This is a genomic window from Acinetobacter sp. AYS6 (genome assembly GCF_025630795.1).
Lineage (GTDB): Bacteria > Pseudomonadota > Gammaproteobacteria > Pseudomonadales > Moraxellaceae > Acinetobacter.
This window is the reverse complement of the sequence record NZ_JAOTNV010000007.1, coordinates 1-24069: the sequence shown is the minus strand read 5'-3', so window position 1 is coordinate 24069 and position 24069 is coordinate 1. Positions and strand designations below refer to the sequence as shown.

The following is a 24069-nucleotide window of genomic DNA, read 5'->3' as shown; positions in this document are numbered from 1 at the left end:
TCACGCTTGGCAGATAAGTTTAGCATAAGCCATGCAGACCCGAACTGCACGTTTAGGTTTGCAATAATGTGTTATGCACTACAGTATTTTGATGAAGAAATAATATCTATCTTAACAAGCGTTTGATCGAAAAAGACGAAAATAATGAGTAAATCGCTTAAAAAATAATTCATTGAACTAAAAAACAAGAAAATTTCAGTATGATGACTTGAACAATGTGGTTTTAGTTTGTATTATGGCGGCTCGTTCCGGTGAGGTGGATGAGTGGCTGAAATCACTTCCCTGCTAAGGAAGCATACCTATTACTGGTATCGAGGGTTCGAATCCCTCTCTCACCGCCATTACTTAATGCGCTCATAGCTCAGCTGGATAGAGCACTTGGCTACGAACTAAGGGGTCGGGAGTTCGAATCTCTCTGAGCGCACCAAGTAAATAGAACGAATCGCTGAAAGGCACACAAGTTACGCGCTCATAGCTCAGCTGGATAGAGCACTTGGCTACGAACTAAGGGGTCGGGAGTTCGAATCTCTCTGAGCGCACCAACTTGAAGAATTAACCGCTTTTATAGCGGTTTTTTTGTGCTTGTTTTTTAGTAATTTTTAAAAAATCTAAATTTATAACTTTTTAATTATATTAGAGATAATCATAAATGAACCTAGCCTTATTTGATTTTGATGGCACTATTACTCATACCGACACATTCAGCTTATTTCTTAAATATTCTTTAGACAGAAAAACACAACTCGTCGGTGGTATTCGACTTGCGCCCTATATAGCTGGCTATAAGCTGGGTTGGGTAACGGATAAAACCATTCGGACTAAGCTCTGCCAAGTAGGATATGTTGGCTATGATGCGAATTCCCTAAAATATATGGGACAAGAGTTTGCTAAAGATGTGCTTCCTACCTGTGTTCGTGAAAATGCCTTGAAGCGTATTCTTTGGCATAAAGAACAAGGTGATCAGATTGTTGTTGTATCAGCATCATTAGGTGTTTATTTAGAAAGCTGGTGTCATTCTTTAGGTTTAGAGGTTATATGCAATCAACTTGAAATACATAATGGTATTTTAACAGGTCATTTTATTGATGGGGATTGTGGTTATTTAGAAAAAGTAAATAGAATAAGAAATAAATATGATTTAACCCGATATCCTACAATTTATGCTTATGGTGATACGCCTAATGATTATGCAATGTTAGAGCTAGCGCATAAAAAATATTATAGATGGAAAGAGATTGATTAGTATTAATTAATATTTGAAACGATATTAAGTGAGAAAGCCACTTATAAAAGTGGCTTTCTTTTAATGATATTAAACAGTATGGAAAGAGTTATCTAAGAAGTTATCAGTAAGTAATGACTGAGGTACGATAGTATGCGTTGTATTTGTTACGCTAGATACTGTAGAAGTTACTCCGCCGAGTAAGCTACCACCAGTTAATCCACCGAGTAAATTAGAAATAACATCTAAGCCACCTTGACCAGTCACACCGCCAGTTAAGCTACCTACGATATCTGTTACGATGCCGATAGGGTTGTCTGTGCCGCCAGTAACACCACCAGTTAAACCACCTAGAAGGTCAGTCACTACACCGAGCGGGCTATCGCCACCTACACTGCCAGTTAAGCCGCCAAGAAGATCGGTTACTACACCAAGAGGACTATCCCCACCAGTAACTCCACCAATAGTGCCAGTTACACCACCAAGGATTTCTGTTACTAAACCAGTTGCAGTAGAGCCATTTGAAATAAGTGTACCGAGAATGCCAGACGCTGATTCAGTTGCGCCTGAGATGTCTCCACCTACTAAATCAGAAACAACTTCAAGTGCACCATTTACCGTGTCGCGAGAAGTTTCGAAAGTTAATGTGCCAAGGTCTGCAATTTCAGAAACTGGATGCTCTGCTTGTGGAAGAATACCGATAATTGTATCGGCAACAGTGTCGATACCTGTATTGATAATGTCAGTTTTTAAGCTTTCTACACCCTGAAGAATGTCAATACCGCCTTGAACTACATCAACTACCGGAGAAATTGGAGAAGTTCCGCCACCAATACCACCAGTTACACCTCCAATAATGTCAGTCACGACTTCAAGTGGGTTGCCGCCCACACCGCCAGTTACACCGCCAATAATATCAGTCACGACTTCAAGAGGGTTGCCGCCCACACCGCCAGTTACACCACCGATGATGTCAGTCACAACTTCAAGCGGGTTACCACCAACACCGCCAGTTACACCGCCGATAATGTCAGTTACGACTTCAAGCGGATTGCCGCCAACACCACCAGTTACGCCACCAATAGTGCCAGTTACACCGCCAAGGATTTCTGTTACCAAACCAGTTGCAGTAGAGCCATTTGTAATAAGTGTACCGAGAATGCCAGTCGCTGATTCAGTTGCGCCTGAGATGTCTCCACCCACTAAATCAGAAACAACTTCAAGTGCGCCGTTTACCGTGTCGCGGGAAGTTTCGAAAGTTAGTGTACCGAGGTCTGCAATTTCAGAAACAGGATGTTCAGTTTGTGGAAGGATGCTAATAATTGTGTCGGCAACAGTGTCGATACCTGTATTAATAATTTCAGTTTTTAGGCTTTCGACACCTTGAAGGATATCAATACCGCCTTGAACTACATCAACTACTGGAGAAATTGGAGATGTGCCACCACCGATACCACCAGTTACACCGCCAATAATGTCAGTCACGACTTCAAGAGGATTGCCACCAACACCGCCAGTTACACCACCAATAATGTCAGTCACAACTTCAAGAGGGTTACCACCAACACCACCAGTTACGCCACCCACCACATCTGTAACACTTCCTACAACGCCAGTGACAATGCCTGTAGCAGTTGTACCATTGTTGATAAGTGTTTCAACAATACCAGTTGCTGAAGCAGTTGCGCCTGAGATATCTCCACCCACTAAATCAGAAACAACTTCAAGTGCACCATTTACCGTGTCACGGGAAGTTTCGAAAGTTAATGTGCCAAGGTCTGCAATTTCAGAAACAGGATGTTCGGTTTGTGGGAGTACTCCAATGATTGTTCCAGCAACAGTTTCAATGCCAGTGTTGATAATGTCTGTTTTTAAGCTTTCGACACCTTGAAGAATATCGATACCGCCTTGAACTACATCAATGACTGGAGAAATTGGAGAAGTTCCACCGGTCACACCACCTGTTACACCGCCGATAATATTGGTTACGGTTTCAAGAGGATTGCCACCACTAATACCACCTGTTACACCACCAATAATATTGGTAACAGTGTCTACAGGGCTTGTAGAACCGATACTACCCGTAACAGTGCCAACGGCATTAGAAACAAGGCCAGTTGTAGTTGTTGTAAGAGTATTTGTTGCTGTAGATAGAGTGTCTGAAAGTAGGCCAGAGGTTGATATATGACCATCAACTGAAGAACCACCGCTTACGTTAGTATTCACCGATATAACATTACCCAAGTCTTGAGTAACTTTTGAGATCGAAGATACGAGATTTTTTAGTAAAAACATGTTGGTCTATTTCCTATATAATTATGTATTTTTAAGTAAGTATTATTTATTGCGCTATATAATTAATGAGATGTATATCTCAATAATTGGAATTTAGTATTGGTTAGATATCAAAAGCTGTCAATGTGTATTTCTAGTCACATTTTTTGATATTAAATAATATTTAAAGAAATAATAATTTATTTAATTTAGACATAAAAATAATAATAGTTTTTATATAATATTTTTTTAATTGATTATATTTTTACTTATATTTTCACTTATTTGAAGCATTGTATTAGATAAATTTTACCTACCTCTATAATGTTAAAGTTCAAATAGAAATATTTTATTTCTATAATGTTGACTAAAATAGTCGCCTTTAACTTGTTGGTATATGGCCAAATACTTCAAAAAACCTATAAAACTTATTTGAAAAAAAATATTTCAAATACATCTTAGGTGAGAAAAAGATCAATAATTTTAGCGACTGTTTTATGTAAAATAGAGTGCTGGCTAAGAACTAGACGGTTGATGACAGAAAGATGAAAAAAGGCTTCCTAAGCTTTGAAAAATGCGTATAATGCGCAACATCAAGTACGCGCTCATAGCTCAGCTGGATAGAGCACTTGGCTACGAACTAAGGGGTCGGGAGTTCGAATCTCTCTGAGCGCACCACTTGAAGAATTAACCGCTATATATAGCGGTTTTTTTGTGCCTATTTTTTATTATCTCTATTTAAAGCTAGTAGCCATGGCAACCAGCTTTAAAAAGAATTAAAGATGAAAAATTTAGCCAAATGTTTTAAAACGGCTTTCATCTTCAATAAAAGCTTTTTCTCCTGCTTCGCCTTCGATTGAACCAAATACTAATTGAGCTCTTAATTTCCAATGAGCGGGAATATTAAAAGAAGCATTAATTTTCTCATCGATAATTGGATTATAGTGCTGCAAGGAAGCACCAATACCTTGTTCAGCGAGCACGTTCCATACTGCAAATTGTGCAATTGCTGTTGAATGCTCAGACCAGATTGGAAAGTTATCGGCATATAGTTCGAATTGCTCTTGTAGACCTTTAATCACTTCTTGGTCTTCAAAAAACAGAACTGTACCGGCACCTGCTGCAAAACTTTGGATTTTCTGTTCCGTTCCCGTTAAGGCGTCTGCGGGTACAATAGTTTTTAATACATCTAAGACTATATTCCAAAAATTTTGGTGTGATTGATCAAATAAAATCACAATGCGAGAAGATTGTGAATTAAAAGCAGATGGGCTATGTTTTACCGCCTCTTGGATTAATTTTTCAATTTCAGTAGGAGAGTTTTTTAAGTTTTTCCCTATTGAATAAATAGAACGACGGTTTTTAATTAATTCTAAAAAGTTTGTTTGATTGGAAAGATTGGCCTCTTGAGTGGTTTGCGTAACCACATCTTTTGAGACTGTTGCTTTTTGATTTAAACCAAATAATTTTGCAAAAAAAGACATGAGACATTCCACTAAGAAGATGATGCTCTTATTGTAGGAATTTTAAAAAGTGAAACAAGTTTGATAAATACGAATCTACGTTCTATAAATGCAACGAACAATGTCATTTAGTCTAACTGCTATGGATACTTTTGAGTAAAACAAAAAATAGCCTTTGATTCATTTTAAAGCTGAAATGAATATGCTCTAATAGTTCCGATTTATTGAGTATTGATGCAATGCAATGACCGAGAAAAAAACAGCTTTATCTTTACGTTACTATTTGAATTTAGAAGAATCACAAGACGGATTTTCATTAGTGACATTTGGGAAAAAACAATTTACCCGTTTTCTAACACCAGCAATTAGTATCGCAATTATTATTTGGGGACTGTATTTAGGTTTCTCTGGGGTTGGCCGATATTATGTCGGATTAGGTTTGTTTTTTCTGGTGATGCAAGGGTTAATGCGTTATTGGCTTTTACCGATGTTATTTAAGCGTCAATTTGTTCGTTACCAGTTTGGAAAGAGCGAGCAGGGCATTGACCTCTACCAAGATTATTTTGAGCTTTATTCCAGTGAACGTAAGCAAGTAGTGCAATATGCGGATGTGCAAACCTTTGCTAAAGGTAAACTGACGTACATGCTTGAGTTAAAAAACAAAACTGTAATTATTGTGCCAAAGCGAGCATTTGCACAGGTTTCAGATCAAACGATATTTGAAAATACATTTAAGAAATAAATTATTGGAATTATTAGCCGCAACAACAAAGGAAGCCTCATGAATACACGTCCTTCAAAAATCGTTTGCGTAGGCAGAAGCTATGCTGATCATGTCAAAGAATTAAATAATGCTATGCCTGACAAGCCTATATTATTTATTAAACCACCGAGTAGCTTGATAGGTTTAAATGACGGTATTTCATGGAATCCAGCTTGGGGCAGTTGTCATTTTGAGTGCGAATTAGTTTTACGTATTGACCAACCTTTGAAAGGTGAAACAGATCCCAAACAAGCTTTAAAAGCGATTGGGGCAGTGTCTTTAGGTCTTGATTTAACAATGCGTGATTTACAGAATGATTTGAAAAGTAAAGGTCATCCATGGGAGCGTGCTAAAGCTTTTGATGGTGCTTGTGTTTTGGCGGACTGGGTTGATACAAAAGAAATTACAGATTGGCAAGAAACTAAATTTACTTTCCATATTAATAATGAATTGCGTCAAGATGGAAATACTGCACTGTTAATGTTTACCATTGGCGATCTGTTAACTGATATTAATCAGGTCTTTTCACTAGAACCAGGTGATGTGATTATGACAGGTTCACCTGCTGGTGTTGGGCCATTACACTCAGGTGATCAGTTAAAAATGACATTAAAAGGTGCAACACAGGATTTTGTCTGGGAAACTTTTGTAAAGGCATAATTCCTTTCTAGAGCTGCCTATTTTTAACCCTATTATTTTTCAATAATAGGGTTTTTTATATTATTTGAATTGCTCTACTTTTTATTTCTCTTCAAAGATTGTTGAGAGAGGAATGGAAAGCTTGGCAGCCAAATAATCATTAGACTCAATGAGCGCTGGCCCAATTTTTTCCATCCATTCATCGTCATCATGCACATTTTGAACATCTTGGCGTAAAGGGAGCGGATATGGAAGAGCTGTGAAAAAGCTCCAGAAGTCAACTTGGGATAAATTACGTGCGAGAACATATTCATCTTTATCGGTGCGTTTAACCAAATTTTGTTCTTCTAGTAAAAGCACATAAGCAGGCCAGCGACCAATTTCTCCACGGCCTAAAATTTCTAAGGCTTCTTTATCACTTACACTTTCACCGAGTTTCTGTTTTTTATAGAACAATTCAAGAATATCTAATAACATTAAAACAGGATGACGTTTCTGCTCTTTTCCCGAATGAAAAGCAGTTAGAGCAAAACTCACTTCTACGCCTAGTAAAATAATGTTCCATGAAAGGAAGATCCATAACAGGAAAATTGGCACTGCTGCAAATGCACCATAAATAATTTCATAACTGGTGAAATTTGACATCACAAAGCTAAATAAATTTTTGAGTATTTCAAACAGTACTGCACTTAAACAAGCAGCAATTCCTGCTGCATAAATTGGGACTGTGCGGTTGGGAATGGTCCAATATAAAATGAAGAACCCCAAAATAGTGAGGGCAAAAGAAATGAGCCAGAGGAGAAATGCGCCATCAAGTTGATAACCTGTGAAGTTATTACTTAATAAGTTCATCGATGCAACAGTTGAGGAAATGACAAATGCACTTCCTAAAATAATCGGACCTAAAGAGATAATCGTCCAGTAACGCATAAAACCCATAATGCCACTACGCGTTTCTTTTACGCGCCAAATACGATTAAAGACTGTTTCAATTGAGGTCAGCATTAAAACTGTAGTGACGAATAAAAAAAGCACACCAATAACGGTCAGGTTGCTCGATTTTTCTGTGAAAGCATTTAGAGCTTTATCAAATGCAATAGTGCTCTTGGGCAAAAAATTACTATAGATTAAATGTTGGAGCTGTTGTCTTGCAGGTTCTAACGCTTTAATTGAAGAAATAATAACTAAAAAAACCGTTAACATCGGTACAACTGCGAATAGTGTTGTATAGGTGAGAGAACCCGCCTGTTCACGGCACCGATCCGCTTCAAAACGTTTAAATACATATAAAACGAACTGAAACCAGGTTTTATTATAAAAAGGAAGCTTACTTAAAAAACGTTGTAACATGCGTCGTCTATCCCGATTTTTTTAATCATCATGTTGGGCGATTAATAGCTTATCAAAGTATGAGCTTAAGAACTCAAATCGTAGATTAAAGCAAAATAATAACTTATAGAATTAAAGTCATTCTGTAAGTTTACTATGCGCAATAGAAAAAATTGTAGTCCTAGTCTTTTCAAAAAAGTTGGCTTTCTGTTGTCGGGGTAAAAGGCTCATTAAAAGTCGAGGAGCTTTTTATTCAACGAATTTGAGAAATTTGCTCGTGTTACCTTTCATGCTACACAATCAATCTCCTCTAGAATTTCACAAGATTGGTTTCGCCAAAAAAATAAAAAATACCGTATAGTGTTCTTTTTAACAAAATTTATGAAACCGATGCAACCTTACATTCTTGTACTCTATTACAGCAAATATGGTTCTACTAAAGAAATGGCTCATTTAATTGCCAATGGTGTTGAGTCTGCGGGTATGTCAGTGAAAATTCGGACCGTACCGAATATTGCTCCAGTTGTCACGGTAGCCGAACCCAGTATTCCTGCAGAAGGTGATATCTACTGTACGTTAGATGATCTAGCGAATTGTGCAGGTCTAGCGTTAGGTTCCCCAACTCGCTTCGGCAATATGGCAAGTGAAATGAAATATTTTTGGGACCAAACGACGAGTCTTTGGCTCAATGGGGCATTACATAACAAACCTGCTTGTGTTTTTACTTCTTCTGGATCGATGCATGGTGGGCAGGAGAGTACTTTACTCACGATGCTTCCGCCGTTATTTCATCACGGGATGATGATTTTAGGATTACCAAATGCAATTCCAGCGTTGTCAAACACTAAAACAGGTGGTACTCCATATGGAGCAAGCCACGTAAGCGGGCCGCGTCATGACCAGAGCTTAAGCCAGGATGAAAAGATTTTGTGTGAAGCTCAAGGCAAACGTTTGGGTGAGGTTGTTAAGAAGCTTGCGGTTTTCCTTTAAATAAATAAAAAAAGAGCGGATATCCGCTCTTTTTTTATTTGCACATCTTATTCTTTTACAAAGGTAACTTTGCCATCTGTAAGAGAGTGAACACGTGCTAATGACTCAACTCGGTAGCCTTTTTCAAGCAATAAATCACGGCCCGGTTGGAATGATTTCTCAATCACAATACCGACGCCCACAACTTCTGCATTTGCTTGGTGAATTAAATCAATTAGTCCTAATGCAGCTTGACCATTTGCCAAGAAGTCATCAATAACTAATGCTTTATCAGTTGAATGAAGGTGTTTGTTTGAAATCGCAATCGTGCTTTCAGTTTGTTTAGTAAAACTAAATACTTTAGAGCGATATAAGTCATCTTTTAACGTCAATGACTGATATTTACGAGCGAAAATTACAGGTACACCAAGTTCTAAACCTGCCATGATTGCAGGTGCAATACCTGATGCTTCAATGGTAATAATCTTGGTAATCCCTGCATCTTTAAAGCGAGCGGCAAATTCTTTACCAATCTGCTGCATTAATACAGGATCAATTTGGTGGTTTAAGAAAGCGTCGACTTTCAAGACTTGATCAGATAGAACGATACCTTCTGTTAAGATTTTCTGTTCTAGTGCGTGCACGGGAGAATCCTCTAGACGGATGCTTTTAAAGCAAATGCGTATTTTAAAAAGCATCCGAAAAAATGCAAGCTTTAATTCGTTTTACCTGTATAACTTGTTAATAACAGGCCATAAGAAGTTTTACCATCAACATGGCTGACTTTAACTGGTAAGTAGTCCAATTTAGGTGCTAACCAGAAAATAGTATTACGGTCTGGTTTGCCATGTTCTAAAACAACTTTTACGGTATCAAATGTGCCATAAGAAGTTTTAATTTTCTCATTGCCTTGTTTTACAAAACGACGATTTTCAACTTCTTTTGCATCGGCAAGAGGGTAGGAAGTTTTAAGTGAACCATTTTTTAAATCTTCACGAACTTGTAATTCTGCATTTAACTCATCAAGTACGCCAGCCTGCCAAGCAAATGAACGAGCTTTATCGTCTTTCTTGGTAGAAATAGTTTTGCTGTTTGGATTAAAGTTAATATTCATGGTGTTGTTATGAATCAAAATTTTGCTGGTACGGCTAAAACTTTGAGATCCAATTTTACCGTTAGCAAAACTAAATTTACTTGTTTCACTTGCTGAAGCAATTCCACCTGCTTTTGCGGTGAAATTATAAGTCCAATTATTACCTTGCTGGCTTAAGGTACGTGTAGCCGAACCCATACCTTTATTATTATAAGTGAACTGATAATTTGCCTGAAATGGGCTCATGGCAAGTGCATGGCTTGAGAAACCTGCAAAAAGCAAAGTTGTTGAAATACCTGTTGCGATGCCAAACGATTTCAGAAATTTTGTTGCCATAAGTAAATATCCTTGTACAGACTGAAAAGTCAGTGCTGATGCATCTATAACTTAAACATATTATGCCTGTTGATCATGGAGAAAAAATCAGGATTTATGCTAAATGTGTAATCTATTTGTGTTTTTTGGAAGTTAATTCATTTTTATTCATCACAGCTCTATACATCTTTTTGCTGGATTGGCGTGATTTCAGAATCTTCTAATTCATCTTCAAAATCATCGTCCTGATCACGGTAAAGTAGCGCTGCTAAATTCACATTTCCAAATACGACTAACTCAGCCTCACGAACTCGTGCGTAATTTACATGCACCTTACCTAATGTCTCGATGATACTGGCCTTTTTACCAAACCAGCGGTTGAGGTCAAGAAATATGAGTTCATCCCGTTCTTCTGCTACATTAAAACGTTCCAGAATCATTCCCAAAGGATCTTTTTTCAAAATTTTATGGTAATAAAAAACTGCGGCTTTTACGGCAATCTTTTGCCAAAAGTTTTTATATTTCGCTTCTATAATTTGTGTATTACTAATTTGTTCAAAAACTAAAAGCTGTTGTTCTTGATTAAATTCCATCTGAATCAGTTTTAAATCAACAGATAGTGTCGTCTCTAGGCCTTTTACATGCATGGTTGCATATAACCTTAACCAATCATGATAAAGATCGGCATGCAGGTCATCTAGAAATTCAACATTATTGGTGACATAACGTTGTAAAGTCGCATTCAGAAAGGTTTGGGATAACGTAAAATCTCTTTCTTCTTCAATGAATGCTTCTGCTTTTTGGTAGACCTTTTTAAGGCGTCTGACTAATGAGGAAAATAGCGTTTGCATAAAAGAACTTCCAGAAGATAATTTACTTAAGAACCAACACAATCTTTATTATGATAAAAAACGAGTTTTGATATTGCAGTGTAACAAATTTAATTGATACATTTTGACGAAATGAAAATGGATAAAACTCTATATTTGAAGTGAATCACACTTTTATCCAGATTTGAATATCAGTTTATATTTTATTCGGTATTAAACCGTGGGGAAAAGGCATTTATATGCTTTTAAAATTATGTTGAACAATAGAAGTCTATCCATAGTGCCTTTTTACCATTGGTGGCAAGACCGAGTCTTTATTGCTGCAACAGTATTGGCAATCTTACTGCATGTTTTTGTGTTGCTCATTCATTTTGCGATGCCTAGCCCATCAGAGCAGTCGACTAAAGAAATTGCAATTTCAATTCGATCAAGTAATGAGCCAGTTCAGCAGGCAGACTTTTTGGCACAAGCAGACCAGCAAGGTTCGGGCGCATTTCGTGAAGCTCACCGTACCTCTAGTGATACTCCAAATCCGATGCTTAATGATGCTTCAACTGGAAATGCAGAGTTAGAAAGTTTGCAAAAGGTTCAGCAGCAAAGAGAGCTTAAATTTGAAGAAAAAGTCTTAATGACTGTTTTGAGTTGGCAAAAACAAGCTGATGCGAGTCAAAGGAAAAAAGAACTAGAACAATTACAAAGTCAATTTCAGGCTAAAGCTGCGATGGTTGCGAGCCTTGAAGCACAATATTTACAACGTAGACAAGATTTCAGTCGGCAACAAAAAATAAAAACAGTAGATGGAATTCAAGCGAAGAAAGATGCTTCGGCTGCTTATTTAGATAAGTTCCGTGAAAAAGTAGAGTTGTATGGTAATCGCTATTATCCGGAAGAGGCCAAACAACAACAGCTAAGAGGTGAAGTCCGTTTAATGGTGATTTTGAATGCTCAAGGCGGAATTCGTGCAATTCGATTACTTGAAAGCTCAGGGCATTCAATATTAGATGAAGCAGCTAAGTCTTCAGTACGTCGCGGCGCACCGTTTGGGCATTTCGATGCCAATATGAAAGATATTTCTGAATTACGCATTGTACGTACGTGGCGTTTCGATCCTGCTCAAGCCGAATTTGAAGTACATTAATAAAAAAATGTGGATAAGTTTGAGCTTATCCACATTGATTATAATTAATTAGAAAAAATCCTATCTAAAGACAGATTATGTTTTTCTTCTAATCAATAATGATTAAATCTGTTCTTGGTAAGGATTGTCGATATTCAGCTTTGTTAGAATTTCGACTTCAATCCCTTCCATTTCTTCTGCATCTTCATCACTGGTTTCATGGTCATAACCCAGCAAATGTAAAACACCATGTACTAATAGATGTGCAAAATGATTTTGGGCAGTTTTTTTCTGTTCTAATGCTTCTTGTAATACCACTGGAATACAAATAACTAAATCACCTAGAGGTAAGGCATCTAGCATTGGTAAAACTTCTTCAGGGATATCACTCGGAAAGGATAAAACATTGGTTGGTTTATCTTTCTCTCGATATTGCAGATTAAGTTGTTGGCTTTCTGCTAAATCGACACAAGCAACCCCAATTTCGCAATCTTCTTTATAACCAACGTGTCGTAAAGTTGTCTCAATAATTTTTTTGAGTTGAGCTCGTTTGAGCTCTAACTCAGATGATTGAAAGTCTTGTTGTAAACTTAAACTGATTTTCAAAATGAATCCTTAAGCATCCTGATGTTGCAAGTCTGCTGCTGTATCGTTCTCAGCGATTAATGCTTCTTGACGTGCTTTGCGTTCAGCACGTGCTTCAGCATTAAGACGCTGTTGTTCACCATCCCAACCTTCATACGCTTCAACGATTTTTTGAACCAATTGATGACGTACAACATCGCGGGAATGGAAACGGGTAATATGAATTTCTGTAATATTTTCGAGTACGCGGAGTGCGTGTGCCAAACCAGATTGTTGACCTCGAGGTAAATCTACTTGAGTAATGTCACCTGTAATTACTGCACGAGAGCCAAAACCTAAACGGGTCAGGAACATTTTCATTTGTTCTGGTGTGGTGTTTTGAGCTTCATCCAAAATGACAAATGAATGGTTAAGTGTACGACCACGCATATATGCAAGAGGCGCAACCTCAATCACTTGACGCTCGATTAACTTGGCGACTTTTTCAAAGCCAAGCATTTCGTAAAGGGCATCGTAAAGAGGTCGTAAATATGGGTCAATTTTCTGGGTTAAATCCCCAGGTAAGAAGCCCAGCTTTTCTCCAGCTTCTACAGCAGGACGTACAAGTAAAATCCGCTGGATTTCGTTACGTTCTAGCATGTCTACGGCGGCAGCAACTGCTAAATAGGTTTTACCTGTACCAGCAGGGCCTACACCAAAAGAAATATCGCTTTGTAAAATACGTTGTACATAACGTTTTTGATTGGCACCACGAGGATTAATGCGGCCTTTTCGGGTCTGGAAATAGACATCTAAGGGCGCATCATGCTCATCCATTTCTTCACCAACCAACTCGAAATTGCGTTCAGTTTGTGAAGATTGAATGAGAAGGTGTAATAGATCAGCACTGATTTGCTGGGATACCTCGGACTCTTCGTAGAGTCGTTGCAATAATGCTTCGGCTCTCCCAACAGCATCTATTTCACCATCTATGTGAAAAACATCTCCACGATGAGTAATTTTGACATCTAAACGCTGTTCAATTTGCTTCAGGTGCCCATTATAGGCACCTAGAATGCTCTTTAAACGTTCCATTGAAATTTCAGGAAATGTTACGGTACGTCGAATCGCTGCAGTCAAGAGAAAACCTTTCAGTAGACTTTAGAATACCTCTACATTACGCCACGTCAGGTTCAAGATTCAAGAGCTCACCGTAAACAAAATTTAAAGTTTTAATTTCAGTAATCTCGATTTCTGCAAAACGGCCAACCCAACTCGCATCACCAACGAAAGTGACCAGACGTGTATTGTCAGCAGTACCAATTAAAATATTAGGGTCTTGATCAGATACTTTTTCAATAAGTACGCGTTCAATTTTACCTAACATGGCATCAGTTTTTTCAATACTAGACTGCTTAATTACTTTTTGAACTTGAGCTAAACGTTCTTTTTTAACTTGTTCAGGTGTGGTGTCTGGCAAGTCTGATGCAGGTGTGCCGGGACGTTTTGAATAAACAAAACTATATGAGTGGTCGAAGTCTAAATCTTTGATAAATTGCAATGTTTCTGCGAAGTTTTCATCAGTTTCACCAGGGAAGCCAATAATAAAGTCACTTGATAAATGCATATCTGGACGAATTTTGCGTAGCTTCGCAATTTTATCGATATAAACATCAATCGTGTGATTTCGCTTCATGGCTTTTAAAACATCATTCGAGCCACTTTGAACTGGCAAGTGTAGATGTGAAACCATTTGAGGTAAATCTTCATAACACTGAATAAGCTCATCAGAGAACTCAAGTGGGTGCGAAGTCGTATAACGTAAACGTCCAATACCCGGAATTTCTGCAACGAGTCGTAACAATTCAGGGAAAGTACAGATGCCACCTTCGAAGGTTTCACCACGGTAACCATTTACATTCTGACCAAGAAGTGAAATTTCACGGACACCTTTTTCAGCAAGACCTGCAATTTCTGCAAGTACATCATCTAAAGGTCGAGAAACTTCTTCACCGCGTGTATATGGAACTACACAGAAAGAACAGTATTTAGAACAGCCTTCCATAATAGAAACAAATGCTTTAAAGCCTTCTACACGTGGTTCTGGCAAAAAGTCGAACTTTTCAATATCTGGGAAAGAAATATCAACCAGTTTAATTTTATCTTTTTTGGGTTTTTCTACTTGAGCATTATGTTGATCAAGCATTTGAGGTAAGCGGTGTAATGTTTGAGGGCCAAAAATCATGTCCACGTAAGGCGCACGTTTTTGAATATTGTCACCTTCTTGAGAGGCAACACAACCACCCACACCAATCACAAGATCTGGATTTTTGTCTTTTAATTTACGCCAGCGTCCTAATTCACTAAATACTTTTTCCTGTGCTTTTTCACGAATAGAACACGTATTCATGAGCAGGATATCTGCTTCATTAGGGTTGCTTGTTAAAATGTAACCGTGAGAGTCCCCTAAAAGGTCTGCCATACGGTGACTGTCATACTCATTCATCTGACACCCTTGAGTTTCAATATAAAGTTTTTTTATTGAAACATCAGTGGTGTGCGTTGGCTGGGTAACAGTGTTTTCTGAGGCAGCTTTGGCACCATTGGGAATGAAGGTTTGAACCGTCATGCAGGCTCCTAACAGATCGATCTAAAAAAGAATAAATTTGCCCAAAATGGGTCAAACCATTCATTATAGCAGTATTTGGACCGAACCCATAACAGTAAACCTTCAGAACATGAGATGGTTTTTTGGAAGTAAATTATGTGAATTTTAATGATGTTGAATCAGAGAGTTACATAACACAACAAAAGAAAGCATGAAGACTAATTAAACTATGCTTTGAAGGTGAATAGTCAGGGTTTAACACATTTATGAGACCAAGTAGAAAGAGCTCATCAATCGATAGTCGTGTAATGAAAAATAAATATATGCATCGTAGCTGGTTAGGAGCTATGTGTTTACTTGGTTGTTCATTTACCTATGCTGCCGAAGAGCAGTTTAATGATGCATTAAACGCTGCAAATAGTGGTAATACAGCATTATTAGACCAATATCAGCTTGCCATGCAAAATGATGTATTGGGGTACTATCCGGAATATTGGAAACTTAATACGAATCTTGGCTTTCAACCTTCAGCTTCGATTGTAAGTTTTGCTCAACGTTATCCTCAATCAGCAATGGCTGAGAAATTAGCAGCCGACTATGTTGAAGAAAAAGTTAAACAAGCTGACTTCGCATCTGCACAACCTTTACTATCTTATGTAACTAATCCGGATCAGGCCGAAAATTGTGCATTGGCACAGGTGAGAGCGAAAACCGGTGATGCATTAGTTTTTGCTGAATATAAAGATGTATGGTTAGCAACCGAATCGCAACCAGAATCTTGTATTGGCTTAGGACGCTTAATGTTATCTAGCCCATTAATGAGCGCACAGGATAAACAACAGCGTCTTTGGGTGCAATTACGTTCTGGTTTAACAGGGCAAGCTCTGGCAACAGCACAGACTTTGGGTATGAATTTATCTTTGGCTCAGCTTAACCAGATTCAGGCGAATCCTCTTAATTATTTGTGGAGCGCGCCTAAAACGAATGATACAGACTATGCTTATTTGATTTTTGCATTAGGCCGTTTGGCTAATAATGATTTAAGTAATGCTTTTTCGAATGTACAACGTGTTGCTCAAGGTACACCAGAGAATATACAAAAGTATTTATATCGAACGGTGGCTTATATTGGTGGCACCACGGTCATGAAAAATAATTTCAATCGTGAAGTTCTACAATATTTTGATGCAAGTTACGGTTATCCTCTAAGTCCAGAAGAGGCTGAAATTTATGCGCGTCAGGCAATTCGATTTGGTGCATGGGAAAGTTTAATTCGTGCTATTAATAGTATGACCGTGACACAAAAACAAGAAGACCGCTGGCAATATTGGCTTGCTCGTGCATCAGAGCAGCGTGGTGATAGTGCCTCTAAAGCAACAGCACAACAAATTTATAGAAAACTGGCTCAGGCTGGTGATGACTACCATAACCTTTTAGCAAAAGATCGTTTGGGTGAACGTTATAACCACCAACCTTATGATGACCAGCCAACAGCAAGTGATTTAAGACGTCTAGACCAGAATATTCACTTTAATCGTGCTTTTACTTTAAGACGTATTAATGCAAATCCGACTTACACCAACCGTGAGTGGAATTGGGCAGTCCGCCAAGCTTATCTTCAGCATGATGACGGTTTACTTTTGGCCGCGGCAAAGCGGGCGCATGATATGGGGTGGTATGATCGAGCAATTTATGCAGCAGATCGAACAACAAATAAACATAATGATACGTATCGCTATGTAACGCCACATAAGACTAATGTCGTAAGTCATAGTTACAATGCTGGAATTGATCCAGCGTGGGCTTATGGTTTAATGCGACAAGAAAGCCGGTTTGTTACCTCCGCGCGGTCTCATGTTGGAGCAGGCGGTCTTATGCAAATTATGCCTGATACAGCGAAGTTGATTGCGCGTCAAATGGGTGAAACCTATAATCCAGCGGCATTAAATGAAATGAATACCAATATTCGATATGGAACATTTTATTTGTCGATGATTCAGGGACAATTAAGCAATAATCCAGTTTTGGCAACGGCAGGTTATAATGCTGGGCCTAATCGGGCAAGACGTTGGCAACCGGACTATCAATCAATTTCGGCTGACCAATATACAGAAACAATTCCATTGTTAGAAACTAGAGACTATGTCAAGCATGTTATGACTAATGCAACACATTATGGGGTGATATTGGGCCAAGGGGCTCAATCATTATCACAACGTATGAAAGTCATTCCAATGCGTACATCGCCTTAAGTTTAGGGTAGTTGATGATGGATCTTCTTTTAATTGGCATATTCAAGTTTTAATTAAATGAAATATAGATATTTGGAACTTCGTTCAATTTTGCAACTTGCATGGTGGCTCATCTGTGCAGGAGTAGGGTTGATGAGTTCCGTTTTACATGCCGAACCTGTTAATTTACAGGGGTATGTTATGCATGTACAAATGACACCGGCCGCATGTGCACTAGATCCCTCTAAACAAAAACAGCGTAAATGTCTTGAAGGATATTCATTGACAATTACCGGCCTTATGCCAGAAACAAATCAAACTGATTGTTCAACAGAAAGTTCAGCCTCTCTGTCTCCATTGCAATCTAAAGTCGTAGCTCGGGTCATGCCTGACAATAACGCGCGTGTACAGCTTTGGAAAAGTGTAGGGGGGTGCGTTCCTATGAATGCAAGTCAATATTTCCGGACTGTCATTAACTTTGCTGAACGTTTAAAAATTCCTGCTAGCCTTACAAGTTCGACGAATGTTGAAATTCAACAGTCAGCCTTAAAACAGCAATTTACTCGTCTTAATCCGAGCTTGCCTCAAAATGGTATTCGTTTGACTTGTCAGTTATCGCGTTCAGATGTGGTCTTAACAGAAGTGAAGGTGTGTTACACGGTAAAAGGCCAATATAAACAATGTGCAAATCATGTGGTATCGAATTGCCCAGGTGAGATCACGATTAAAGGTAGTTACTAAAGATGACGATCATTTCTTAAAAAAATGTTGATCATGCATTGAATCTTTTTGTAAATATTAATTTGTATTTTCTATCAGACTTTTGGTGAAGATGAGTCGCTTTTACATGCATCTGCTACATCTTTAGAGTACAATCTTTGCCGTTTATGATGATTTGGTTAGATGGAATTCCTATTTAGCCCAATTAAGGACACTCATTGGAGACAATTACATGAAGCAACCCGTTCGTGTTGCCGTGACTGGCGCTGCAGGTCAAATTGGTTACAGCTTATTATTCCGTATCGCAAGCGGTGAAATGTTAGGTAAAGATCAACCTGTTATTTTACAATTGCTTGAAGTTCCAGTTGAAAAAGCTCAACAAGCGCTTAAAGGCGTAATGATGGAACTTGATGACTGTGCTTTCCCTTTATTGGCTGGCATGATCGGGACTGATGATCCGAAAGTTGCATTTAAAGATGCTGACTACGCTTTATTGGTAGGTTCTCGTCCACGTGGTCCTGGTATGGAACGTGCTGACTTGTTAAAAGTTAACGGTGAAATTTTCATCGGTCAAGGCCAAGCATTAAACGAAGTTGCTAGTCGTGATGTTAAAGTATTAGTTGTAGGTAACCCTGCAAATACAAATGCTTACATCGCTATGAACTCTGCTCCAGATCTTCCTGCGAAAAACTTCACAGCTATGTTGCGTCTTGATCACAACCGTGCGTTGACTCAAGTTGCTCAAAAAGCTGGTGTTGCAGTTGCTGATATCGAACACTTAACAGTGTGGGGTAACCACTCTCCAACAATGTATGCTGACTACCGTTTTGCAACTGCAAATGGCGAAAGCTTAAAAGACAAAATCAATGATGCAGCATGGAACAAAGATGTGTTCCTTCCAACTGTTGGTAAACGTGGTGCTGCGATTATCGAAGCACGTGGTTTGTCTTCTGCTGCTTCTGCTGCTAACGCTGCAATTGACCATATGCGCGATTGGGCACTTGGCACAAACGGCAAATGGGTAACTATGGGTATTCCATCTGATGGTTCTTATGGTATTCCAGAAGGCGTTATGTTCGGTTTCCCTGTAACAACTGAGAATGGTGAATACAAAATCGTTCAAGGTTTAGAAATTGATGAATTCAGCCGTGAACGTATTAACTTTACGTTAAATGAGCTTGAAGAAGAACGTGCAGCAATTGCTGACATGTTGAAATAATTTATCTTTCTGATAAGTTAAAAAAAGCACTCTTTTAGGGTGCTTTTTTATTGAATCCTTAAAAAGGGAACACAAAAAGCAACAAGAAAATATAGACACTATCATGCAAGTAAAAACATTTTATTGTTAGATTAGTTAATAGATGATTTAAAAGAAGTTATAGGAGAATAACAATGTTTGAGCAGCAACCTACATTAGAGCTTTTATTTGATCAGCTGGGTTTAGATTCTGATGAAGCAAGTATTGAAAACTTTATCAAGACACATCAATTGCCAGCCGAACAAAAATTACATGAAGCTTCTTTTTGGTCAAAGGGACAAAGTGATTTTTTAAAAAGTCATTGGGAAAAAGATGATGAATGGATTGTAGTTATTGATGAGCTGAATGAACAACTACATGAAGACAGTGTAAAGAAATAAATCTAAGGCCTGTTTTACATCCAATGTATAAAACAGGCCTTATTACATTAAGAGTTAATGTGTCTTTGTTTTTAATTGATCTTTATACCAAGGCTCATGACGGACAAGGTCAAATACAGGTTGAGCATGAAGTAACTCAAGATCACATGTGCTTGTTGATAAATATTTAGTTAACCAATGTCGTGTTAATGCTGACTCTGCTCGAGCGGCTGACGCATAAGCTAAGAAGAAATATATATCTGCATGTTCATGGTGTGCTAATGGCTTTAAAATTTGTTGTGTAATTAAAGCAAAACGTTTTTCTTTATTTAATTCAAAATAAAGCATATACGCTTTAGCCAAATGTAAAGATAAATTAAGGTATAAGCTCAATGGCATTTCTTCATATTCCATACGAGCTTGTTCAAGCAAAACAATAGCTTCTTGTAAAAAATGAAGTTGTTCTTGGCGAACACGACTTAATACGACCAGTTGCATGCGTAACTCAGCACGCTCCAAAGCAAGTTCAGGCGTATTTTCAGTCAAATAAAGTTGGTCTGTTTCACCAATTCGGCTCACAATTGTTTTACTTTCAATAGACATACGCCATTACCTTCTTTAATCAATAGCTTTTATATCGGGTTCATTTACCAAATTTAAAGAGTAAACATTAAACCCAAATCGAATTTCCGCTACGAAGCCAAGCTGTGATAGAGAGTCTTTGTTGTTTTGAAGTTAATACTTCATGTAATAAATTGCTTTGAAATATTACAAGTCGATTTGGCTCTGGATTAACGATATGCCACTTCTCATTTTTATCTTGCAGTCGTAATTGACCACCCCAATCTTCTTGCCATTCTGGATGTAAATAATAAACGGTTGAGATAATACGATCATTTTTTTGTTGAGGATTGTCTCGGTGTAAAGCATAAAATTCACCCAAGTTATAACGGGCAAAATGAGCCTCTACCTCTTTAATTCCTAAATAGAATGCTTGATTTAGATTTTGTGAAAAAGAAGTTAATGTTTCAATATGCTGTTGAGCAATAGGAAGTTGATCATTAATCCAGAGAATATGGTCACTTCGAATATTGCTCACCACGCCGTTTTGAATACCAGCTTCTCTAAATTCATCAATATGATGGCTGCACTCTTTGGCGACTTGAGCGCGATATTGATCTGAATAGGCGTGAGTAATAATCGCAAAGCCATGCGTATTTAAATCATCTAGAATTTGATCCAGATCCCATGAGTCTGGAAGCGGGTGAGAGAGCATATAACCTCGAGTAGATCGTAAAAATATCAAGCGGCCCTATTTTAGATGATCACAACCTTACGAAAGAATATTTTTTTCATGTTAAACTATTTGTTGAATTGAGGAATTAAAGTCAACATGAATTACCGTCACCATTTCCATGCGGGCAACTTTGCAGATGTTATGAAGCATGTGCTTTTGCTACAGCTTCTGAATCGTTTAAATGCTAAAGATAAACCTTATCGTTATATCGATACGCATGGAGGTGCAGGAAAATATGATTTATCTCTGGCGCCTGCACAAAAGTCTGGAGAGTTTCTTACAGGCATTCATCGTCTAGTTCAAATATCTGAAATGGAAAAGCGTCAGGCACCTGAAGCAATCCAGCAATATTTGAAGTTGGTAGAACAACTGCGTTCTGAAGAAGGCAAAGGAAGTTATCCAGGTTCACCATGGTTTGCTTTGCAAGGCATGCGCGAAATTGATAAAGCAACAATTTTTGAAATGCAACGCGATGTCTTTCAACAATTGCGACACAATATTTATGATAAACGTGCAGGTTTACATGAACGTGATGCCTACGAAGGCTTGCTTGGTGTTATCCCGCCAAAAGAAAAACGTGGTTTGGTCATGATTGACCCACCTTACGAATTAGAACGTAAAGATTTTCCGCAATTAGTTGAACTGTTACAACAAGCTCATAAGAAATGGCCAACAGGTGTTTTTGCAGTTTGGTATCCAATTAAAGACCGAGCGATGATTGAGCGTTTTGAAAAGAAAATGTTTAAAACGGGAATTCGTCGTCAGTTAGTCTGTGAAATTTGTGTATGGCCAGACGATACACCTATAGGCTTGAATGGTTGTGGTCTATTAGTGATTAACCCACCATGGCAGTTCTCTGAACAAGCCGACCAAGCTCTACAGTGGTTATTCCCTCATCTACGCATGCAAGAAACTGGTGGTCACGCTGCTGTTCGCTGGTTAGTAGGTGAGTAACAGTTAACTTAAATCAATGCACATGTTTGGAATAGAAAATAATGACAAATGCGCCTAAACCAGAGCAAGATTTAACTCATAATGAACATTCATTTGATGGGATTACATTCGAAGTGGTTGAAGAAGAGGATAATCCGGAAGGACAAAAAGTAAAGCGCCGAGGAATTTATCTTTGGCCTAACTTAATTACGACAGCCGCTTTGTTGTCTGGTTTCTATTCCATCATTGCTAGTATGAATGGGGATTTTACCCAAGCTATTTATGCCATTTTTATTGCAGCGCTGCTTGATGGTCTAGATGGTCGGGTTGCTCGAGCGATTGGCGCACAAAGTGCTTTTGGTGAGCAATATGATTCTCTCTCTGACTTATTAGCCTTTGGCGTAGCTCCGGCCATGTTAATGTATAGCTGGAGTCTGCATGATTTGGGTCGTATTGGTTTAGCATGTTGTTTTGTTTATACAGCATGTGCAGCTTTCCGTTTAGCGCGTTTTAATGTTCAAATTGGTGTCGTTGATAAGCGCTATTTTATCGGCATTGCAAGTCCACTCGCTGCCATTATCATTATTTCACTCGTGTGGGTTGCTCGCGATTATCCTTTCATTTTTGATTTACGTGATATTGCGATTAAAACCATTAATGCTGTACTAATGGTTGTTGTGGGATTACTCATGATCTCCAATATTAAATATTACTCTTTCAAACAGATGGACCGTAAACGCGTTCCCTTTGTAGTTATGTTGCCGGTAGTACTGATTTTTGCAGCAATCACTTATAATATTCCAATGGGCATTTTGACTGTTTCAATTCTTTATGCTCTCTCTGGTTTTGTTACGACATTATTTGCACGCAAGAGTAACGAAACAATAAAAACATAAAATAGAAAGAGGTTCAGTATGCCTATGTTGATGAGTCAAATTAATCAATTACAGCAGCTGGGCCTGAATGCTAAAGAGGGGGTTGTATATCAACCTTCTCGTGGCTTTTTTAAAATTGTTTATCAAGGCTTAATCCTTCCAAATCTACCGGCTCCACTTCGCTATTTTAATTACATTAGTTTGGTGGGACAGCCGCGTATTCCTCTTTGCTATAACGCTCACACAATTACGACTTCAGCAATCGATACTGCAACTGTACTTGTAAGTAATAGCCAACATAGTGTAGGCCATTTAAAAACTTATTCTATTCGGCGACAGTGCCAGTTCGACTCAAAACAATATCAATTTGATAAAACAGATCTGATTGAGTGGCAAATTCCAAAGATCCGCCTTCAGCGATTAGATTTAGAAATGGGTTGTAATCTTACTATTCAGATTCCCGAAAATATTTCTAATACCTCTGCATTGCAATGGGGCGTCTCTGACTATTGGTCAACGCTATGTTTTTGTGAAGGCGAAGTTTTTTATAAAGGACAAAAATATCAAGTCGAAGGATTAGGACGGTTTAAACATGCAAGAGCTCTACATTTACCGTTTTTATCTTTATGTTTCTATACATGCCAAATTATTAATTTAAATGAAACAACTCAGCTTACATTTTCACAAATAAGAAATCAGTGGAATATCATCTTATGTTCAAGATTAGATATTCAAGAATTTGGTAAGCCAGTTGAAAGCTTTACTGAAGATGTAAATTTACATATCCATCGCGTTTATCCAAAAGTTAGAACACCAAATGGTAAAGAGATGTATTTGCCTAGAGAATTTTCTTGGCAGTGTAAGAAAAATGGAAAAATTATTTTTGAACTTTATGCACAAAGCCGTGGCGACTACAAGTTTGGTTTGGCTGCTGGATATGTAGGAAGCTTCCAATACCAATTAAGTTGGAATGAACAATGTCTGCAAGGTGAGGGTGGATATTGTGAATATATTGATTGTCGCCCACTTAGATGGCAGGAAAAGAATCAAGACGAGAAAATTTTAGATAAATTGATGCTTTTACAGCCATGTTTATATAAAAAATGACTATTTTTATCATTTTTGATTAAAAAACGAACTGTTGTTGCAGTAATATTAAAAAAGGGGTTGCAAAGGGATTGGGATGGTCTATAATGCACATCCATCGGCG

Annotated in this window: 22 protein-coding genes, 4 tRNA genes and 1 pseudogene; 16 read left to right on the top strand and 11 right to left on the bottom strand. The window is 38.1% G+C overall.

Annotation, left to right across the window (positions count from 1 at the left end; genetic code table 11):
- Positions 1 to 250 precede the first annotated feature (250 nt).
- The 4 genes from OD757_RS10640 (at position 251) to OD757_RS10625 (ending at position 1243) form a co-directional block, all read left to right on the top strand.
- Positions 251 to 341, top strand: a tRNA-Ser gene (locus tag OD757_RS10640).
- A gap of 9 nt (positions 342 to 350) precedes the next feature.
- Positions 351 to 427, top strand: a tRNA-Arg gene (locus tag OD757_RS10635).
- Between the two features lie 38 nt (positions 428 to 465).
- Positions 466 to 542: transfer RNA gene (locus OD757_RS10630), tRNA-Arg, on the top strand.
- 107 nt (positions 543 to 649) lie between these two features.
- Positions 650 to 1243 carry an HAD-IB family hydrolase gene (locus OD757_RS10625; RefSeq protein ID WP_263031861.1) on the top strand — a complete coding sequence of 198 codons (594 nt, stop codon included), beginning with the start codon at positions 650 to 652 and terminating at the stop codon, positions 1241 to 1243.
- Positions 1244 to 1312: 69 nt separating this feature from the next.
- Here the strand turns inward: OD757_RS10625 and OD757_RS10620 are convergent, their stop codons facing one another.
- Positions 1313 to 3517 carry a hypothetical protein gene (locus tag OD757_RS10620; protein ID WP_263031860.1) on the bottom strand — a complete coding sequence of 735 codons (2205 nt, stop codon included), beginning with the start codon at positions 3515 to 3517 and terminating at the stop codon, positions 1313 to 1315.
- A 580-nt stretch (positions 3518 to 4097) separates the two neighbouring features.
- On the opposite strand from OD757_RS10620, the gene OD757_RS10615 reads away from it, so the two are divergent.
- Positions 4098 to 4174: transfer RNA gene (locus OD757_RS10615), tRNA-Arg, on the top strand.
- 113 nt (positions 4175 to 4287) lie between these two features.
- On the opposite strand, the gene OD757_RS10610 is transcribed toward OD757_RS10615, so the two are convergent.
- The gene (locus OD757_RS10610) at positions 4288 to 4980 is read right to left on the bottom strand and encodes a nitroreductase family protein (RefSeq protein WP_263031859.1); all 693 of its coding nucleotides are present in this window, start codon (positions 4978 to 4980) and stop codon (positions 4288 to 4290) included.
- Positions 4981 to 5203: 223 nt separating this feature from the next.
- Here OD757_RS10610 and OD757_RS10605 point away from each other — a divergent pair, with 223 nt between their 5' ends.
- Both OD757_RS10605 and OD757_RS10600 read left to right on the top strand, forming a co-directional pair.
- The gene (locus tag OD757_RS10605) at positions 5204 to 5701 is read left to right on the top strand and encodes a YcxB family protein (RefSeq protein WP_009390580.1); all 498 of its coding nucleotides are present in this window, start codon (positions 5204 to 5206) and stop codon (positions 5699 to 5701) included.
- Between the two features lie 39 nt (positions 5702 to 5740).
- Positions 5741 to 6382, top strand: a complete 642-nt coding sequence (locus OD757_RS10600; RefSeq protein ID WP_009390553.1) for a fumarylacetoacetate hydrolase family protein — start codon at positions 5741 to 5743, stop codon at positions 6380 to 6382.
- Positions 6383 to 6463: 81 nt separating this feature from the next.
- Here the strand turns inward: OD757_RS10600 and OD757_RS10595 are convergent, their stop codons facing one another.
- A complete protein-coding gene (locus OD757_RS10595; RefSeq protein ID WP_009390575.1) occupies positions 6464 to 7711 on the bottom strand; it encodes a YihY family inner membrane protein in 1248 nt (415 codons plus the stop codon).
- 360 nt (positions 7712 to 8071) lie between these two features.
- Between OD757_RS10595 and wrbA the strand changes: the two genes are divergently transcribed.
- Positions 8072 to 8680: an NAD(P)H:quinone oxidoreductase gene (wrbA, locus tag OD757_RS10590; protein ID WP_263031858.1), complete on the top strand. Its 609-nt coding sequence runs from the start codon at positions 8072 to 8074 to the stop codon at positions 8678 to 8680.
- Positions 8681 to 8727: 47 nt separating this feature from the next.
- Here the strand turns inward: wrbA and OD757_RS10585 are convergent, their stop codons facing one another.
- From OD757_RS10585 to OD757_RS10575, 3 genes are all read right to left on the bottom strand, one after another.
- Complete coding sequence (locus OD757_RS10585; RefSeq protein ID WP_002119547.1) at positions 8728 to 9303, bottom strand: xanthine phosphoribosyltransferase; 576 nt, start codon at positions 9301 to 9303, stop codon at positions 8728 to 8730.
- 71 nt (positions 9304 to 9374) lie between these two features.
- Complete coding sequence (locus tag OD757_RS10580; protein ID WP_004789577.1) at positions 9375 to 10088, bottom strand: DUF3108 domain-containing protein; 714 nt, start codon at positions 10086 to 10088, stop codon at positions 9375 to 9377.
- A gap of 158 nt (positions 10089 to 10246) precedes the next feature.
- The gene (locus OD757_RS10575) at positions 10247 to 10918 is read right to left on the bottom strand and encodes a hypothetical protein (protein WP_009390590.1); all 672 of its coding nucleotides are present in this window, start codon (positions 10916 to 10918) and stop codon (positions 10247 to 10249) included.
- Between the two features lie 232 nt (positions 10919 to 11150).
- Between OD757_RS10575 and OD757_RS10570 the strand changes: the two genes are divergently transcribed.
- On the top strand, positions 11151 to 12035 hold the full coding sequence (locus OD757_RS10570; RefSeq protein WP_263031857.1) for an energy transducer TonB: 885 nt from the start codon (positions 11151 to 11153) through the stop codon (positions 12033 to 12035).
- A gap of 102 nt (positions 12036 to 12137) precedes the next feature.
- Here the strand turns inward: OD757_RS10570 and ybeY are convergent, their stop codons facing one another.
- From ybeY to miaB, 3 genes are read right to left on the bottom strand one after another with little or no spacing between them, the layout of a single operon-like run.
- Positions 12138 to 12620: an rRNA maturation RNase YbeY gene (ybeY, locus tag OD757_RS10565; protein ID WP_263031856.1), complete on the bottom strand. Its 483-nt coding sequence runs from the start codon at positions 12618 to 12620 to the stop codon at positions 12138 to 12140.
- A gap of 9 nt (positions 12621 to 12629) precedes the next feature.
- The gene (locus OD757_RS10560; protein ID WP_263031855.1) at positions 12630 to 13718 is read right to left on the bottom strand and encodes a PhoH family protein; all 1089 of its coding nucleotides are present in this window, start codon (positions 13716 to 13718) and stop codon (positions 12630 to 12632) included.
- 37 nt (positions 13719 to 13755) lie between these two features.
- Positions 13756 to 15207 (bottom strand): tRNA (N6-isopentenyl adenosine(37)-C2)-methylthiotransferase MiaB, encoded by a 1452-nt coding sequence (miaB, locus tag OD757_RS10555; protein ID WP_263031854.1) that lies wholly within the window; start codon positions 15205 to 15207, stop codon positions 13756 to 13758.
- 287 nt (positions 15208 to 15494) lie between these two features.
- Between miaB and OD757_RS10550 the strand changes: the two genes are divergently transcribed.
- The 4 genes from OD757_RS10550 (at position 15495) to OD757_RS10535 (ending at position 19775) form a co-directional block, all read left to right on the top strand.
- Positions 15495 to 17438, top strand: a complete 1944-nt coding sequence (locus OD757_RS10550; protein ID WP_263031853.1) for a lytic transglycosylase domain-containing protein — start codon at positions 15495 to 15497, stop codon at positions 17436 to 17438.
- Between the two features lie 57 nt (positions 17439 to 17495).
- Positions 17496 to 18158, top strand: coding sequence for a ribonuclease T2 family protein (locus OD757_RS10545; protein WP_034678123.1), 663 nt, complete (start codon positions 17496 to 17498; stop codon positions 18156 to 18158).
- Positions 18159 to 18369: 211 nt separating this feature from the next.
- A complete protein-coding gene (locus tag OD757_RS10540; protein WP_003653591.1) occupies positions 18370 to 19356 on the top strand; it encodes a malate dehydrogenase in 987 nt (328 codons plus the stop codon).
- 173 nt (positions 19357 to 19529) lie between these two features.
- Positions 19530 to 19775 (top strand): DUF2789 family protein, encoded by a 246-nt coding sequence (locus tag OD757_RS10535; protein ID WP_002119522.1) that lies wholly within the window; start codon positions 19530 to 19532, stop codon positions 19773 to 19775.
- Positions 19776 to 19829: 54 nt separating this feature from the next.
- Here the strand turns inward: OD757_RS10535 and OD757_RS10530 are convergent, their stop codons facing one another.
- Both OD757_RS10530 and OD757_RS10525 read right to left on the bottom strand, forming a co-directional pair.
- The gene (locus OD757_RS10530; protein ID WP_009390588.1) at positions 19830 to 20357 is read right to left on the bottom strand and encodes a hypothetical protein; all 528 of its coding nucleotides are present in this window, start codon (positions 20355 to 20357) and stop codon (positions 19830 to 19832) included.
- 67 nt (positions 20358 to 20424) lie between these two features.
- Positions 20425 to 21030 carry a 2OG-Fe(II) oxygenase gene (locus OD757_RS10525; RefSeq protein WP_263031852.1) on the bottom strand — a complete coding sequence of 202 codons (606 nt, stop codon included), beginning with the start codon at positions 21028 to 21030 and terminating at the stop codon, positions 20425 to 20427.
- A 117-nt stretch (positions 21031 to 21147) separates the two neighbouring features.
- Here OD757_RS10525 and OD757_RS10520 point away from each other — a divergent pair, with 117 nt between their 5' ends.
- The 3 genes and pseudogenes from OD757_RS10520 to OD757_RS10510 all read left to right on the top strand — a co-directional run bounded on the left by OD757_RS10520 (position 21148) and on the right by OD757_RS10510 (position 23985).
- Positions 21148 to 22005: a 23S rRNA (adenine(2030)-N(6))-methyltransferase RlmJ gene (locus OD757_RS10520; protein WP_009390573.1), complete on the top strand. Its 858-nt coding sequence runs from the start codon at positions 21148 to 21150 to the stop codon at positions 22003 to 22005.
- 41 nt (positions 22006 to 22046) lie between these two features.
- Positions 22047 to 22880 (top strand): CDP-diacylglycerol--serine O-phosphatidyltransferase, encoded by an 834-nt coding sequence (pssA, locus tag OD757_RS10515; protein WP_009390567.1) that lies wholly within the window; start codon positions 22047 to 22049, stop codon positions 22878 to 22880.
- A gap of 18 nt (positions 22881 to 22898) precedes the next feature.
- Positions 22899 to 23985, top strand: a pseudogene (locus OD757_RS10510) (DUF6670 family protein).
- Positions 23986 to 24069: the final 84 nt, after the last annotated feature.

What these genes read in the sequence shown, in the direction of transcription:
- OD757_RS10620 (WP_263031860.1), bottom strand. Translation starts at nt 3,517, where the DNA reads ATGTTTTTACTAAAAAATCTCGTATCTTCGATCTCAAAAGTTACTCAA.
- miaB (WP_263031854.1), bottom strand. Translation starts at nt 15,207, where the DNA reads ATGACGGTTCAAACCTTCATTCCCAATGGTGCCAAAGCTGCCTCAGAA.
- wrbA (WP_263031858.1), top strand. Translation starts at nt 8,072, where the DNA reads ATGAAACCGATGCAACCTTACATTCTTGTACTCTATTACAGCAAATAT.
- OD757_RS10530 (WP_009390588.1), bottom strand. Translation starts at nt 20,357, where the DNA reads ATGTCTATTGAAAGTAAAACAATTGTGAGCCGAATTGGTGAAACAGAC.
- OD757_RS10525 (WP_263031852.1), bottom strand. Translation starts at nt 21,030, where the DNA reads ATGCTCTCTCACCCGCTTCCAGACTCATGGGATCTGGATCAAATTCTA.
- OD757_RS10605 (WP_009390580.1), top strand. Translation starts at nt 5,204, where the DNA reads ATGACCGAGAAAAAAACAGCTTTATCTTTACGTTACTATTTGAATTTA.
- OD757_RS10595 (WP_009390575.1), bottom strand. Translation starts at nt 7,711, where the DNA reads ATGTTACAACGTTTTTTAAGTAAGCTTCCTTTTTATAATAAAACCTGG.
- OD757_RS10545 (WP_034678123.1), top strand. Translation starts at nt 17,496, where the DNA reads ATGAAATATAGATATTTGGAACTTCGTTCAATTTTGCAACTTGCATGG.
- OD757_RS10570 (WP_263031857.1), top strand. Translation starts at nt 11,151, where the DNA reads ATGTTGAACAATAGAAGTCTATCCATAGTGCCTTTTTACCATTGGTGG.
- OD757_RS10575 (WP_009390590.1), bottom strand. Translation starts at nt 10,918, where the DNA reads ATGCAAACGCTATTTTCCTCATTAGTCAGACGCCTTAAAAAGGTCTAC.
- OD757_RS10550 (WP_263031853.1), top strand. Translation starts at nt 15,495, where the DNA reads ATGAAAAATAAATATATGCATCGTAGCTGGTTAGGAGCTATGTGTTTA.
- OD757_RS10520 (WP_009390573.1), top strand. Translation starts at nt 21,148, where the DNA reads ATGAATTACCGTCACCATTTCCATGCGGGCAACTTTGCAGATGTTATG.
- OD757_RS10600 (WP_009390553.1), top strand. Translation starts at nt 5,741, where the DNA reads ATGAATACACGTCCTTCAAAAATCGTTTGCGTAGGCAGAAGCTATGCT.
- OD757_RS10625 (WP_263031861.1), top strand. Translation starts at nt 650, where the DNA reads ATGAACCTAGCCTTATTTGATTTTGATGGCACTATTACTCATACCGAC.
- OD757_RS10535 (WP_002119522.1), top strand. Translation starts at nt 19,530, where the DNA reads ATGTTTGAGCAGCAACCTACATTAGAGCTTTTATTTGATCAGCTGGGT.
- OD757_RS10610 (WP_263031859.1), bottom strand. Translation starts at nt 4,980, where the DNA reads ATGTCTTTTTTTGCAAAATTATTTGGTTTAAATCAAAAAGCAACAGTC.
- OD757_RS10540 (WP_003653591.1), top strand. Translation starts at nt 18,370, where the DNA reads ATGAAGCAACCCGTTCGTGTTGCCGTGACTGGCGCTGCAGGTCAAATT.
- OD757_RS10580 (WP_004789577.1), bottom strand. Translation starts at nt 10,088, where the DNA reads ATGGCAACAAAATTTCTGAAATCGTTTGGCATCGCAACAGGTATTTCA.
- pssA (WP_009390567.1), top strand. Translation starts at nt 22,047, where the DNA reads ATGACAAATGCGCCTAAACCAGAGCAAGATTTAACTCATAATGAACAT.